This is a genomic window from Sphingopyxis indica (assembly GCF_900188185.1).
In the GTDB taxonomy this organism is placed as follows: domain Bacteria; phylum Pseudomonadota; class Alphaproteobacteria; order Sphingomonadales; family Sphingomonadaceae; genus Sphingopyxis; species Sphingopyxis indica.
Genome location: NZ_FZPA01000015.1, coordinates 62,593 through 74,439 on the forward strand (window position 1 = coordinate 62,593; position 11,847 = coordinate 74,439).

The following is an 11,847-nucleotide window of genomic DNA, read 5'->3' on the forward strand; positions in this document are numbered from 1 at the left end:
CGCCTATTGCACCGTCGCGAGTTCGGGGCGCGTCGGCTCCTTGGTCGGGATGATCGGCTCGTTGTCCGCACCCTCGGCCTCGTCGACGAGATCGCGGGTGATGCCGAGACCGGACACGTCGAGCAGGCCGCGAAGGGTGCGGAAATAATCGTCCCGCAGCTCCGGGTCCATGCGGAGCAGTTTGTGGAAGTCCTTGGCCGCCTTCTTGTTGCAGTGGCAGTCGTCTTCGATGACCTTCCAGCCCGCAGCCTGATCGCCGCGGACCTTGGCCGATTTTTCGAGTAGCGGATTGAGGTCGTTGGTGATGACCTTGATCGCGCGCTCGAAGTCGGGCTTGATAATCTCCCCGCCGTTTTGCGGGCCGTCGTCTTTCTTCGCCATCTGTCAGGCTCCTTTCATCGTGAAATCAGCGGGGGTGGAATAACCGGCATGGTTGCTTCGGCAGGGGGCGACCGGCGCATTCCGGTCACTTGCCCGCCGCGTCGCGTGGAGAGGGCCACGCCCATGTCCTGTCCGGCAATCCGGGAATGTCCGCCCGTTTCGACCGCTTTCCGGGCGCTGATCCCCGGCAGGAATGAGAAAGGCGGGGAAAGCCGGAACCTCCCCCGCAGGTCCGGTCGGCGCAGCAAGGGCGCCTTCCAGTGGATCTTGATGCCGCCGAGTTTCCCAGCCGCGGCGCGAGGCGTCGGACCGCCCTGCCCGCTGTTCCCGGCGACGGGCGAGCGCGGCGTCGAGGTCTGCTTCTGTCAGCACGACGGGGCGGCGACCGGCGACGGTGAGCGGGGATACGCGGGCCACCCGGAAGCGCGCGATGGTGAACCAGCGGCGGATGGTGGCGGCGGGGGTCATGCTGCCACCGCGTCGAACAATGTGCCGGACTTCGCTTTCAGGCCTTCGATGTTGCGGCGCGCCTGCGCGAAATAGCTTGGCTTGAGTTCGATCCCGACGCCATGCCGACCCATTTCAACCGCTGCATAGACTTCGCTGCCGATCCCAAGGAACGGGGTAAGCACGGTCTCTCCGGGGTTGCTCCACAGGTCGATGCAACGCTCAATGACGTCGAGTTGCAATGGGCTGATATGCTGCTCGTCTTTCTCGTCGCGGCCGCCACGGTATTGCAGCGTGCGGGTCTGGTTGATGTCCATCCAGACCGGCGAGGCATAACGCTGCCAGACCAGCACCGACCGCCACATATCGAGCGGCCACGGCTTCCAGTTCGGCCCGGCGTCGGCTGGCGGGTTCGCGCAGTAGCGGGCATATGCCTCGTCGCTGACGTCCAGACCGGCGCCGACGAATTCCTCGAACATGCCAGCGACCGGCTCGGGATTGTCGCCGGGCTTGCGGAAGCTGACGATATAATCGGCGAGCCCCTGCCCGCTGATCGCGCTGTCCTTGACGACCTGCTTATGGAGCAGCCGGATCGACTTCGTGCGCTGCTGCGCGACGACGGGGTCTTTCCAGATGCAGACCTCGCTATGGAAGATCCATCCCGCGTCCTCGTATGCGCGAATGACCTCGCCGCGAAAATCGCGCATCCCGATATGGCCGTGCCGGATCTTGCTCGTCGGCAGCTGCATGACGTGGACGCTGTGCAGACGGCCCGGCATGGTCACCCGGAGCAGTTCGGCAATCAGAAAGGCATAATGCTCCCAAAAGGCGCCGCCCTCATTGTTGCTGATATCGCGGTCGTAATTCGAGAATTTGTAGAGGCCCTCGAACGGCGGCGAGTGGATGCCGAAATGGATGCTGTCGCCGGGGATCGCGCGGATAATCTCGCACGAGTCGCCCTGATAGATGGCGTATTGGTCGGTCACGACCTGATCGACGGCGCAGATGGTCATGCGGCCTCCAAAAATGCGGGGAGTTGAACGGGAACGGTCGGCGCGTAATCGGGCCGGTCGCGCTTCGCGCCGCGCACGGCGACGCTGGACAGGTCGGCCATATGATGCACCATCGCCGCGGCCATGCGGTCGGCGTCGGCCTCTTTGCGGCGGATATTGGCGACGGTCGCACCTTCGAGTTCGGACACGACCAGATGCGCATCGACGGGCTCGGTTTGCCCGAACCGCCAGAAACGCCGGATGGCCTGGTAGAATTGCTCCCAGCTATCGTTGAGGCCAATGAAGCCGGTTTGATGGCAGCACTGCCAGTTGACACCGAACCCTGCGATCGACGCCTTCGTGACCAGCCGCTTGATGTTGCCATCCTGAAATTCGAGGATGATGCGCTCTTTTTCGGTATCCGACAGGCCGCCGTGCAGATTGACCGCACCCATGCGCTTCGCCGCGAGTTCGGCTTCTGCGTTGAGATTGCACCACCACACGAACGGCTCGTCGCCGGTCGTCGCCTCGGCCGCTTTATCGACGCGCTCGGGCACGGTGGCGCGACGCGCGGCGATGCGCTCCGATAGCGTGCGGGCCTGCATCGGAAACAGGAGCCCAGTGTCGATCGACGGCGCATATTCCGCCCCGACGCGATGCTCGATGTAATTCAGCGGCGGCAGTTCATAACCTTCGTCCGAATATCCGAGGTCGGACGGCTTGCGGATCATCACCGACCACGATGCCATCCATTTCCAGAATGCATTTTCGGCATGACCCTTGAGCCGCCATTTTTGGGTGTCTCCGCCATCGTGAACGAAGAACGTCGCGAGCATGTCGGTGTAGGACATGATGCCGAGGAATTCGGCGTGGTTGCCGAGTTCCATGAAGTCATTCGGCGCCGGGGTCGCAGTTGCCGCGAGCCGAAACGGCACGTCGGCGCAAGCCTCGATCAAAGCCGAGCGATAATGCCCGTCGACCGATTTCAGGATGCTGCTTTCGTCGAGGATGACGCCGCCGGCCTTCGGCAAGTCATGATGCGACATGCGCTGGTAGTTGACGATCGTCTGTGGTTCGATCCCGAACTTGGCCGCCTCGCGCTGCATCTGCGCCGTGACGGCAAGCGGGGCGAAGTGGATGACCTCGCGCTTGGTCTCGCGCGCGACTGCCTCTCCCCACGCCAGTTCCTGCAGGGACTTGCCAAGGCCCGTTCCCTCGAACGCCGCGGCGCGCCCGCGCTTGAGCATCCACGCCGTGATGTCCCGCTGAAATGGGAACATCGCGCTCGGCAGATCGACGGGATCGGCGATGCCTGTCGGCGGGTCGATGATCGACTTGCGGGCGAGGAATTGAGCGTAGGCGTTCACTCCGCCAACCTCCGCAGCCGAGCGACCTCGGCCTCAGCCTCATCGACCAAATCCTCATAAGCCCCGATGCGCTTGCCGAAGCCGAGCAGGCCGCCGACGAGCAAGCCGAGCGCGAAGCCGACGACGAGGATGACGAAATACAGAAGCCCGGTCATGGTAAACCTCTCTGGTTAAACGATATTCAGACATTGGCAGCCGTTAATCCTGTTTCAGCACACCTCTAATTTTCAGATTGTGCGGTGCGGCAAAGAGCGGCAGTCGCGACGGCATGATGGAACCTCGGAAGGTCTGCCCTCACCTGCCCGCTGGCGTTGGACAGTCCGATGAACTGCAGCGGCTCGACAGTGAGCGTCCCGCCTGTGGCCGTGATGATCGCGCAGCCGAACAGGGCAGCGTTCAATTCTGGAATGAGGTTGCCCGCGCCGCCGTGGATGGGAGCGGCGCGGGCGCTCGGCGACCCAGCCGAGAGGGTATCGGGCGCGCAACAAGGGGGATTTGCGCGCCCGTCCGCCGTGCGGAAACTGCTGGATTGTCCCCCGCTCGCCATGGTCAGGCGGCTTTCTCGGAGGGGCGCCACGGCTCGACAGCTTCGAGCGTGTCGATCTGCTCGTCGGTGAGGCCGTCCAGCAATGGGTGGCGCCAGCCGGTCTTGCGAAAAATCCGAATTGCCAGCGCGCGCGATGGCTTGCGTGTGCCACTCAGCACCTCGCTAGCATAGGACGGGCTAATGCCAGCATCGCGTGCCAGCACGGAGGTTTTGGGTTTCGTCATGTCTAGATATTCGCAGATTGCGAATGTCGTTTCAAGCCCCAATATTCGCAATATCGGGAATTACTCGATTTGCGACGTGTCGCATAATGCGAACATGGTTGATGAGGACGACAAGAACGGTGGCCCAAACCACCTTCGCGCGTGGATGAGATTCCGCAAGGTGAAGGGTGCGCGATTGGCCGAAGCTCTCGGCGGGAACGTCACGCCTGGAATGGTCAGCGATCTTGTGAACAGCAATCGCGCGTTATCAGCAAAATGGCTTCGCCGCATCGCCCCTCATCTCAAGACCACGCCCGGCCTACTGCTCGACCATGACCCGTTTGACCTGGATGAGGATATGATCGACCTATGGACGAAGGCCAATGATGTTCAAAGGCACCAAATCATTGACTTGGCGAAGGTCGTGATCAAGGGGCGAACAGGAACGGGCGGCAGCGTCTAACTGTCGATAGAGGGGGCGGGATATGGCAAACGATGGCGACTGGTTCTGGCCGCTAGCCGGAGCTGCGCTACTTGCTTGGTTTGCATACGAAAAATGGTGGAAAGAAGATGCGCCACCTTCGCCAGCAATTGCGTCAAATTCTATTCCCCCGCCAATCAAGCTTAGTGCTGCCGATGCGGCGCGCGACCCCAATCCCCTGCCCCCGCCAAGATGGATGCACATCACCGAGATCGAGAATGGCACCGTATGGCGGCTAGACACGACAAGCATCCGGGGGCCGCGAAACCAGAGGGTCGCATGGGTTAAGGAAGACCATTCAAAAGACCAAACTGTTGCGCATCGTTCTACGATGGTGCTTTATTCATTCGATTGCGACACGACTGGATATAGAACCTTGTCGTTGAAGGAATACAGTAAAGATGGCAAGGTTATTAGAGGTTTGGATTATGATGAGCCCGACCAGCGCTACGCCCCGCCAGACACGAATATTGGCGCGGTTATTGAACAGGCATGCAACTCGCGCTTCGACAAGCCGCCCTCCGCTGATGCTACACCGATCCAGCCGCCCGTGACGACGAACCGCTAACCCCATCTCCAACCCAGCATCGACGCCCCGCCCGCTCGGCGGGGTTTTTCGTGCGTCTGATTCGTCTTCCTCAACCGCATTCGCAATTTGCGAAATAATCTCTTGACGGCACATTCGCAATCTGCGAACAATGCCTCCATCAGCCCCACCCGGGCAACGATGGAGGTTCAAGTGGCAGCGAAGAAGAAACCCGCCGAGATCACCGCATACAAGGCTTTCGACAAAAACCTGTCGTGCCGCGGTTTCCAGTATGAGGTCGGAAAGACCTACGAACATGACGGCGCGGTCATCATCTGCTCGTCGGGCTTCCACGCTTGCGAGAACCCGCTTGACGTCCTGAACTATTACGACCTCATCGACAGCCGCTTTGCCATCGTCAAGGCCTCTGGCGAGATCAGTCATCAAGACGGCGATAGCAAGATCGCATCGGCAAAAATCACGGTCGAAGCGGAATTGAAGCTTCCCGAGTTCATCGGCGCGGCGGTCAATTGGATGATCGCGAACGTCAAGGGTAAGGAAAGCGCGGCGTCGGGCTACGGCAGCAAGCTCGCGGCGTCGGGCTACGACAGCAAGCTCGCGGCGTCGGGCTACGGCAGCAAGCTCGCGGCGTCGGGCTACTACAGCAAGCTCGCGGCGTCGGGCAACGACAGCAATCTCGCGGCGTCGGGCTGCGGCAGCAATCTCGCGGCGTCGGGCAACGACAGCAAGCTCGCGGCGTCGGGCAACGACAGCAATCTCGCGGCGTCGGGCTACGGCAGCAAGCTCGCGGCGTCGGGCGACTACAGCAAGCTCGCGGCGTCGGGCTACGGCAGCAATCTCGCGGCGTCGGGCTACGGCAGCAATCTCGCGGCGTCGGGCTACTACAGCAAGCTCGCGGCGTCGGGCAACTACAGCAAGCTCGCGGCGTCGGGCAACGACAGCAATCTCGCGGCGTCGGGCGACTACAGCAATCTCGCGGCGTCGGGCTACGACAGCAAGGCCAAAGCTGGTGAGAACGGCGCCATTGCCCTTGCCTACCATGACGGCAAGCGCGCGCGCTTCGCTGTCGGATATGTTGGCGAGGACGGCATCAAGGCAGACACTTGGTATCGCGCCGATGCTTCGACCGGCAAGCTGGTGGAGGCGGCGTGATGGCTACCCCCACCCCCGACCAGCGCCGCGCCTTCGCGGGCTATCGCAACGCTCTCACCGCAGCCGGTTACGGCACGGCCTATGAGACGGCCAGCTTCGCCACGCGCAAGCTGACAGACGCCGAGCGCATCCGTCTGATGTATCACCTGCTCGACGCGGTGGACTTCGACGATCCCGACCTTCGCAGCGAGATGGAGGGTCAGCTTGCCGAGCTGGACGCCATGCTTGAGGGCGCACTGGTCGATGACGCCGCCGAGTATGACCGGCAGGTGCGCGGTGATTATGTCGCGATGCAGGGGTATCGGTGATGAGCGTGCAGCACGCTCCGGCGCCGTGGATCATCGAGGATGGCTGGCTGCAAAGCGAGCGCGGCGCGATCAACGACGGCCATTATTTCAGCATCTGTATGAGCGCGACAACCCTTGCCGATGGGATGTTGATCACCGCTTCGCCGGACCTTCTGGAAGCGGCAAAAAACGCCAAGGTTCTGATAGGCGCTCGAAACGATACGCTGTCCGAGGCTGTCCGCCAAGCGAACATCAATGAGGCTTGGCACATTCTTGACAGGGCGATCGCCAAAGCCACCGGCGGTGCAGCATGAACGGCGGCCTTTCCCAATTTGCCCGCGTGTCAGCGAGCGTCAAAACGTCGTTCGCGGAGACGCCTTGCCTCAACCTGTCGTTCGACGAGGCGATGAACCTGCCCGTCACCGATCCCGTGGCATCGGCCCACTTCGCCCGCTCGCGCCACTACGGTGAGCTTCTGAACGACAGCCTCGCGCGCACCGATGCGATGCTCGCGCCGTGCGACTGCGGTCGTCCGGCGGTCTTTTGCCTTCGCGAGATCGGGCAATGCGCCTTGGTCTCGGGAGCATCACGCCGGGGAGATCGGTGATGGACTGGATACTCCTCATCATCGCGGCGCTATGCCTTTTCGTGGCAGGGGCCAACGCAGGGGCGTTGCTTCATCGCCCGAGCGGCCATTCCTTTGCCGGCATGATGTTCGGCCTTCTGGGCGCGGCCATTGCAGCAACGGCGTATTTCGCATGATGGCGCCCCAGCTCCCGCCCGCAGAAACCCTGCAGCCCGTCGATACCGACCCGGCGCCGCGCATTTCGCTGCGCTTCGCCATCGGCCTGGCGCTGCTCGTGGCGACTGTCATCGCGCATCATTCGGTGTGGAGTGCGCGGCTGTGAGCCGAGCGTCACGCACCTATGGCGATCGCGGAGCGACGCGCCGGTTCGATGGGCTCGATGTCGAGACGCCTGTTGCCGGGTGCTATCGCATTCGCTTGGGCAGGGACACCGTCGCGATTGGCGTTCGCCTGTGGTTCGGCGCCCCGCTCGATCCCGTCACCGGCGAAGAACTCGACCGCAGTCATCGCTGGCAGGCCCAAGCCGATGACGGAGAAATTCTCGACTTCGAGCGTGTCTGGCCCGCCTGCGCCCGCGACCCGATCACGGAAGCCGACTTCAAGGCGCGGTGCGCGCGCCGCGCATGGGCGCGTGAGAACGCGCCGGACAGCGCTTACGCCGAACGCGGCCGCAAGGTCGACCGCCTTTCCCGATCCGAACCTTTGCCTTTTTGAGAAGGAGTGCCCGACATGGCCAGCAACCCCGTATTCCCCGACGCTCCGGCATGGCCCGCCGCCAAGGCTGGACCCGCGCCCATCGGGCATAATTCCGCGCCCCTCGAAGAGCGCATCCCCGAAGAGTTCCGCGCGGCGCTGCTCGAGGAACGCCCCGACTTCATGCAGAAGCTCGACGACATGCTCGGCGCCGGCGATCCGAACAGCGAAGCCTATCGCCCCGGTGCGGTCCAGCGCGCGAAATGCGTCGATGCCGACACGATGGCGCGCTGTGCCTCGCTCGTTGGTCTGCTCCGCGCCGCCGAGAAGCATGTCGGCGAAGTCCACAAGGTGATGAAACAGCCGTATCTCGACGGCGGCCGCCTCGTTGACGGGCAGAAGAACGCGATCGTCGCGCGCATTCAGTCCGGGCGCCAGCGCGTCGAAGAGATGCAGGCGGCCTATGCCCGCGAACAGCGCCAGGCCGAATTGAAGCGGCTGGCCGAGGAAGCCGAACAGCGCCGCAAGCTCGAAGCGCTGGCGCAGGAAAATGGCCTCGAAGATGCCGTGCCGCCACCGCCCGAGCCCGCCCCGGTGAAGCGCCAGCCGCTGCGCTCCGACGACGGCGCCACCGTTTCGACGACGACCGTGCTGGTTCCGACCGTCACCGATTACGCCAAGGCTTTTCGCCATGTGAAGAACGACGCGAAGGTCCGCGAAGCGATCGATGCTGCCATCGCGCGGCTCGTCAAGGCGACCAAGGCCAAGGAACTGGCGGGCGTCACCATCACCGAAGACGTCGCGGTCAACAACCGCTGATCCCCGACAATCAGGAGAAAATAGATGATGTTCGTCACCCGCGTTTCAATCCACCGCGAAGGCTACAATTATGGCTACGGGCGCCCTGATCCGACCAAGCCGCTCCGCGCGACGGTCGAGGTCCACGGCGAAAGCGGCAAGGTCGAATTGAACCTGCCCGCCGACGCATCCGACAAGATCGTCGCGCTCATCTCGGATGAGATCGCGGCCGCCGGTCGTCGCACGGCCGAGATGATGACCGCCAGCGCCCTTGAGGCGCAGCCCGCCCTCAAGCAAATCGCAGGAGAATAGCCATGCCTCGCCAGTTTGTTGCGTGCAAATTCCGCAGCTCCGATACCCGCACCTATACCTATGCCAACGACGGCGATCCTGTCGCCCCCGGCGATATGGTCAAGGTGCCCGACCGGTCCGGCGATGGTTGGAAGCGCGTCCATGTCGTGTCGATCAGCGACGACGCGCCGCCGTTCGAATGCAAGCCGATCCTCGGACTCGCGCCGCAGGAAGAAGATGCCGCCCCCGAAACTGAAACCGCCGCCGACCCGCTCGACGGCGACGAAATGCCCTTCTGAAAGGAATAGCCGACATGGCCACCCAGCTTGCCACCCGCGACGCCTCCAATGTCGCCGCACGCCGCCCCGATCCCGCTACGCCGCAGGGCCTCGCCTTCGAGCTGGACAAGGGCGCGGAACAGATGCGCCGCGCGCTGCCGGCGCATATCTCGCCCGAGAAATTTCAGCGCACGATCATCACCGCGGCGCAGGCCAATCCCGACCTGCTGCGCGCCGACCGGCAATCGCTGCTGCTCGCATGCATGAAGGCGGCGCAGGATGGCCTGCTGCCCGATGGCCGCGAAGCCGCGCTCGTCATTTTCAACAATCGCGAGAAGGACGGACAGGGCAAATGGGTCACCGTCAAGCGGGCAACCTATATGCCGATGGTTTACGGGCTCAGGAAGAAGATCCTGCAATCCGGCGAAATCCGCGACATCACCGCCAAGGTCGTCTACCGCGCCGAATATGAGCGCGGCACCTTTCTCTACGAGGAAGGGACCGAGCGGATGCTGCGCCACAAGCCCGACCTCTTGCTGAGCGACGAGGACATGACGGACGACAACATCGTCGCCGCCTATTCGATCGCGACGTTTAAGGACGGCAGCATGTCCTACGAGGTCATGTCGCGCGCCGAGATCAACAAGGTGCGGCAGGCCAGCAAGACCGGCGCCGTCGGCATGACGAACTACAAGGGCGAGCCGATCCCGCCGAAGGGGCCTTGGGTCGATTGGTTCGGCGAAATGGCGAAAAAGACCGTCATGCGGCGCCATGCAAAGACGCTGCCGATGTCCGGCGACATCATCGACATCGAGGGCCGCGAGGCCGACGATGCCGAACTCGCGCGCTCGGCCCGCCATGTTCTCGACGTCGAAACCGAAGCCCCGGTCGCGCTGCCGCAAGCCGACGAACTGGCAGGCGAAGACGACACGCCCGCCCACGACCCCGAAACCGGCGAACTCGCCGAGGGAGGCGCCGACACCGCAACCCCCGACAACCCGGCCGCCGCCGAAGGCCCTGCCGACGAACAGCGCGGCGACGCGCACGACGGGACCGATGACGACGCCGACGCGCCCTACGCCGCGACCGTGGCCGAGTTACTCGACCGCGCGGGCCGCGCCGAAACCCTGATCGACGCGAAGGCGGTCGAGAAGGATTGGCAGGGACATATGGCCGCGCTGCCCGACCGCGAAAACGCGCTGATCGAAGCTGCGGTCAAGAACGCGATGGCGCGGTTCGGGAAATAACGGTTCAACGGAAAATCGGGTTGCGGAGCTACCAAGTCTCCCCATCGCAAAACCGTTCGCTCAGGGTTGAAAGGAGCGGACCGTGACCAGCGATAGCTTCATCATCGAGGTACGGCGCGAGCATCTCGGCCATCATCTCTTCGACGCCCACGAAGTCGTAAACGACACCGTCGAGAATGTCGCGGCTGCGGTTGATCCGCTTCGGCTTCTTCTTTGGAACCCCGCGTTGAGCGTGTCGGATACGATGCCTTCTTCGATCATCAGCCTGAGCTAGCCAATTCCGGTTTAATTTCAACTACCAGCGGGAGGAAACGCAATGACGTTTTTCTATAAGATCGAAGCTGCCAAGAATGCGCTGGAGAATGTCAAGACCGACTATCTCCGCCGTTGGGGGTGGAAGCAGACCTGTAACACGCCAGGCTCTTTCTGGCTGTGGCAGCGCGACTTCTCGGAAGAAGATGCCGCCGCGCACGCGCGCTGGAAAGCCCGGGGCCCCGGACCGCTGGGAATGCCGAGTGAACCGCGGCCGTTTGGCATAATTACCGCTCCCATAGACCTAGCTGTGTCAATGACAGCTCGGTTCCTCGATGAGCAACTGGAGCTCGCCGAGGAAGGCGACGACGAATGAGCCTCGTTGACGAGCTTGCCGACGCAGAGGCGCGCGTTGAGGCGCTCAAGCGTGCCATCCGAACCGGGCCATGCGCTGAGCACGGACACGACTGGCAATCTGACGGCGGCTGCAACGCTGGCTGTGACCGCGCCGAGGATGGAGACTGCGGTTGCAGCGTTCCGGTCAACGTCTGCACAAAATGCGGTGACTGCGATTACGGCGATAACCCTGCCGCCGAGGATGTCCGCCTAAGTTGCCGCATCAGGCGTGCCGCGTGACCCAATCAACCCGAAATTCCGACGTCAGGAGGTCTCAATGCCATGCCGACTTCAACCCAATATTCCGGAGAACCGAAATAACCCTCAACCTCCGATCCGAGCCGGAAATTCCGCCAGCAGCTCGGAAGCCCCCAAACGCTGGCGGGAAAGGGATAATGCCATGTGCATCCGTAAAGTCGAAGCCTACGAGCACGCCGGTCAGCTTTTCGCTACCGAGCGGCTGGCGCTGGACGCCGCGCTCAAGGACATCGGCAAGAAGATCGTCGCCGATCATCACGCCAGCCCTGCCGAGGGGATGATGAAGCACCGCGAGGCGATTTTGCGCGTGCTCGGGCGGATCGACGAGATCGAGGCGGCGACGCCGAAGGTTGAGCCTGCCGCGCGGATTGTCGATGATGCTGTGGCGGAAGCGGCATGATCGCCCAAAATCTCCGCGCCGCCGCTCGCCTCGCGCGCGAAGCATCGCAGGGCCGCCGGACTATCGAGATCGTCATGACCGAGGAGGGTATCGTGGTTCGCGGGTGGACGAACATCGCAGCCGAGCGTCGATATAGCGGGGAATGGAAAGGGAATTATATACTTGACTCCCGAAACAAATTAGGGTAGTTATCTTCTTGTCGGAAGCGGAAACGCTTGGATTTGAAAGGATAACACGATGTTCA

22 protein-coding genes are annotated in these 11,847 nt (G+C 62.8%); 17 read left to right on the forward strand and 5 right to left on the reverse strand.

Going from position 1 to position 11,847, the window contains the following annotated elements; translation table 11 throughout:
• Positions 1 to 3: 3 nt before the first annotated feature.
• From CHB69_RS16780 to CHB69_RS16795, 5 genes are all read right to left on the reverse strand, one after another.
• The gene (locus CHB69_RS16780) at positions 4 to 381 is read right to left on the reverse strand and encodes a hypothetical protein (RefSeq protein WP_089217097.1); all 378 of its coding nucleotides are present in this window, start codon (positions 379 to 381) and stop codon (positions 4 to 6) included.
• Between the two features lie 464 nt (positions 382 to 845).
• Positions 846 to 1,841 carry a DNA-methyltransferase gene (locus CHB69_RS16785; protein ID WP_089217098.1) on the reverse strand — a complete coding sequence of 332 codons (996 nt, stop codon included), beginning with the start codon at positions 1,839 to 1,841 and terminating at the stop codon, positions 846 to 848.
• Positions 1,838 to 3,187, reverse strand: coding sequence for a helicase-related protein (locus CHB69_RS16790; protein WP_212541945.1), 1,350 nt, complete (start codon positions 3,185 to 3,187; stop codon positions 1,838 to 1,840). Before CHB69_RS16790 ends, CHB69_RS16785 begins: the two co-directional genes overlap by 4 nt.
• A complete protein-coding gene (locus tag CHB69_RS20270; RefSeq protein ID WP_170935615.1) occupies positions 3,184 to 3,342 on the reverse strand; it encodes a hypothetical protein in 159 nt (52 codons plus the stop codon). Before CHB69_RS20270 ends, CHB69_RS16790 begins: the two co-directional genes overlap by 4 nt.
• 394 nt (positions 3,343 to 3,736) lie before the next feature.
• A complete protein-coding gene (locus CHB69_RS16795; protein WP_141134035.1) occupies positions 3,737 to 3,958 on the reverse strand; it encodes a helix-turn-helix domain-containing protein in 222 nt (73 codons plus the stop codon).
• Between CHB69_RS16795 and CHB69_RS16800 the strand changes: the two genes are divergently transcribed.
• The 17 genes from CHB69_RS16800 (at position 3,957) to CHB69_RS16860 (ending at position 11,603) form a co-directional block, all read left to right on the forward strand.
• Positions 3,957 to 4,400: a helix-turn-helix domain-containing protein gene (locus CHB69_RS16800; protein ID WP_141134036.1), complete on the forward strand. Its 444-nt coding sequence runs from the start codon at positions 3,957 to 3,959 to the stop codon at positions 4,398 to 4,400. The genes CHB69_RS16795 and CHB69_RS16800 overlap by 2 nt on opposite strands.
• Positions 4,401 to 4,422: 22 nt before the next feature.
• Positions 4,423 to 4,986, forward strand: a complete 564-nt coding sequence (locus CHB69_RS19865; protein WP_141134037.1) for a surface-adhesin E family protein — start codon at positions 4,423 to 4,425, stop codon at positions 4,984 to 4,986.
• Between the two features lie 171 nt (positions 4,987 to 5,157).
• Entirely contained in the window at positions 5,158 to 6,117 is a 960-nt protein-coding gene (locus CHB69_RS16805; RefSeq protein ID WP_141134038.1) for a DUF7666 domain-containing protein, read from the forward strand.
• The gene (locus CHB69_RS16810) at positions 6,117 to 6,425 is read left to right on the forward strand and encodes a hypothetical protein (protein WP_089217102.1); all 309 of its coding nucleotides are present in this window, start codon (positions 6,117 to 6,119) and stop codon (positions 6,423 to 6,425) included. The genes CHB69_RS16805 and CHB69_RS16810 overlap by 1 nt, the downstream gene beginning before the upstream one ends.
• The gene (locus CHB69_RS16815; protein WP_089217103.1) at positions 6,425 to 6,718 is read left to right on the forward strand and encodes a hypothetical protein; all 294 of its coding nucleotides are present in this window, start codon (positions 6,425 to 6,427) and stop codon (positions 6,716 to 6,718) included. Before CHB69_RS16810 ends, CHB69_RS16815 begins: the two co-directional genes overlap by 1 nt.
• Positions 6,715 to 7,011 (forward strand): hypothetical protein, encoded by a 297-nt coding sequence (locus CHB69_RS16820; protein WP_089217104.1) that lies wholly within the window; start codon positions 6,715 to 6,717, stop codon positions 7,009 to 7,011. Before CHB69_RS16815 ends, CHB69_RS16820 begins: the two co-directional genes overlap by 4 nt.
• Positions 7,011 to 7,166, forward strand: a complete 156-nt coding sequence (locus tag CHB69_RS20275) for a hypothetical protein (RefSeq protein WP_170935616.1) — start codon at positions 7,011 to 7,013, stop codon at positions 7,164 to 7,166. The genes CHB69_RS16820 and CHB69_RS20275 overlap by 1 nt, the downstream gene beginning before the upstream one ends.
• Positions 7,163 to 7,312 carry a hypothetical protein gene (locus CHB69_RS20280; RefSeq protein ID WP_170935617.1) on the forward strand — a complete coding sequence of 50 codons (150 nt, stop codon included), beginning with the start codon at positions 7,163 to 7,165 and terminating at the stop codon, positions 7,310 to 7,312. The genes CHB69_RS20275 and CHB69_RS20280 overlap by 4 nt, the downstream gene beginning before the upstream one ends.
• Positions 7,309 to 7,704, forward strand: a complete 396-nt coding sequence (locus CHB69_RS16825; protein WP_089217105.1) for a hypothetical protein — start codon at positions 7,309 to 7,311, stop codon at positions 7,702 to 7,704. The genes CHB69_RS20280 and CHB69_RS16825 overlap by 4 nt, the downstream gene beginning before the upstream one ends.
• 15 nt (positions 7,705 to 7,719) lie before the next feature.
• On the forward strand, positions 7,720 to 8,502 hold the full coding sequence (locus CHB69_RS16830; protein WP_089217106.1) for a hypothetical protein: 783 nt from the start codon (positions 7,720 to 7,722) through the stop codon (positions 8,500 to 8,502).
• 24 nt (positions 8,503 to 8,526) lie between these two features.
• Positions 8,527 to 8,793 (forward strand): hypothetical protein, encoded by a 267-nt coding sequence (locus tag CHB69_RS16835; protein ID WP_089217107.1) that lies wholly within the window; start codon positions 8,527 to 8,529, stop codon positions 8,791 to 8,793.
• A 2-nt stretch (positions 8,794 to 8,795) separates the two neighbouring features.
• Positions 8,796 to 9,071 carry a hypothetical protein gene (locus tag CHB69_RS16840; protein WP_089217108.1) on the forward strand — a complete coding sequence of 92 codons (276 nt, stop codon included), beginning with the start codon at positions 8,796 to 8,798 and terminating at the stop codon, positions 9,069 to 9,071.
• Between the two features lie 14 nt (positions 9,072 to 9,085).
• Complete coding sequence (locus CHB69_RS16845; protein ID WP_089217109.1) at positions 9,086 to 10,297, forward strand: recombinase RecT; 1,212 nt, start codon at positions 9,086 to 9,088, stop codon at positions 10,295 to 10,297.
• 82 nt (positions 10,298 to 10,379) lie between these two features.
• Positions 10,380 to 10,571: a hypothetical protein gene (locus CHB69_RS16850; protein WP_089217110.1), complete on the forward strand. Its 192-nt coding sequence runs from the start codon at positions 10,380 to 10,382 to the stop codon at positions 10,569 to 10,571.
• Positions 10,572 to 10,613: 42 nt separating this feature from the next.
• Entirely contained in the window at positions 10,614 to 10,925 is a 312-nt protein-coding gene (locus CHB69_RS16855) for a hypothetical protein (RefSeq protein ID WP_089217111.1), read from the forward strand.
• A complete protein-coding gene (locus tag CHB69_RS19870; protein ID WP_141134039.1) occupies positions 10,922 to 11,185 on the forward strand; it encodes a hypothetical protein in 264 nt (87 codons plus the stop codon). The genes CHB69_RS16855 and CHB69_RS19870 overlap by 4 nt, the downstream gene beginning before the upstream one ends.
• A 37-nt stretch (positions 11,186 to 11,222) precedes the next feature.
• Entirely contained in the window at positions 11,223 to 11,603 is a 381-nt protein-coding gene (locus tag CHB69_RS16860; protein WP_141134040.1) for a hypothetical protein, read from the forward strand.
• Positions 11,604 to 11,847 lie beyond the last annotated feature (244 nt).

Coding starts and splice junctions, on each gene's coding strand:
- CHB69_RS16780 (WP_089217097.1), bottom strand. CDS start 381: ATGGCGAAGAAAGACGACGGCCCGCAAAACGGCGGGGAGATTATCAAG.
- CHB69_RS16785 (WP_089217098.1), bottom strand. CDS start 1,841: ATGACCATCTGCGCCGTCGATCAGGTCGTGACCGACCAATACGCCATC.
- CHB69_RS20270 (WP_170935615.1), bottom strand. CDS start 3,342: ATGACCGGGCTTCTGTATTTCGTCATCCTCGTCGTCGGCTTCGCGCTC.
- CHB69_RS16800 (WP_141134036.1), top strand. CDS start 3,957: ATGTCTAGATATTCGCAGATTGCGAATGTCGTTTCAAGCCCCAATATT.
- CHB69_RS16795 (WP_141134035.1), bottom strand. CDS start 3,958: ATGACGAAACCCAAAACCTCCGTGCTGGCACGCGATGCTGGCATTAGC.
- CHB69_RS19865 (WP_141134037.1), top strand. CDS start 4,423: ATGGCAAACGATGGCGACTGGTTCTGGCCGCTAGCCGGAGCTGCGCTA.
- CHB69_RS16810 (WP_089217102.1), top strand. CDS start 6,117: ATGGCTACCCCCACCCCCGACCAGCGCCGCGCCTTCGCGGGCTATCGC.
- CHB69_RS16815 (WP_089217103.1), top strand. CDS start 6,425: ATGAGCGTGCAGCACGCTCCGGCGCCGTGGATCATCGAGGATGGCTGG.
- CHB69_RS16820 (WP_089217104.1), top strand. CDS start 6,715: ATGAACGGCGGCCTTTCCCAATTTGCCCGCGTGTCAGCGAGCGTCAAA.
- CHB69_RS20275 (WP_170935616.1), top strand. CDS start 7,011: ATGGACTGGATACTCCTCATCATCGCGGCGCTATGCCTTTTCGTGGCA.
- CHB69_RS20280 (WP_170935617.1), top strand. CDS start 7,163: ATGATGGCGCCCCAGCTCCCGCCCGCAGAAACCCTGCAGCCCGTCGAT.
- CHB69_RS16830 (WP_089217106.1), top strand. CDS start 7,720: ATGGCCAGCAACCCCGTATTCCCCGACGCTCCGGCATGGCCCGCCGCC.
- CHB69_RS16835 (WP_089217107.1), top strand. CDS start 8,527: ATGATGTTCGTCACCCGCGTTTCAATCCACCGCGAAGGCTACAATTAT.
- CHB69_RS16840 (WP_089217108.1), top strand. CDS start 8,796: ATGCCTCGCCAGTTTGTTGCGTGCAAATTCCGCAGCTCCGATACCCGC.
- CHB69_RS16845 (WP_089217109.1), top strand. CDS start 9,086: ATGGCCACCCAGCTTGCCACCCGCGACGCCTCCAATGTCGCCGCACGC.
- CHB69_RS16855 (WP_089217111.1), top strand. CDS start 10,614: ATGACGTTTTTCTATAAGATCGAAGCTGCCAAGAATGCGCTGGAGAAT.
- CHB69_RS19870 (WP_141134039.1), top strand. CDS start 10,922: ATGAGCCTCGTTGACGAGCTTGCCGACGCAGAGGCGCGCGTTGAGGCG.
- CHB69_RS16860 (WP_141134040.1), top strand. CDS start 11,223: ATGCCATGCCGACTTCAACCCAATATTCCGGAGAACCGAAATAACCCT.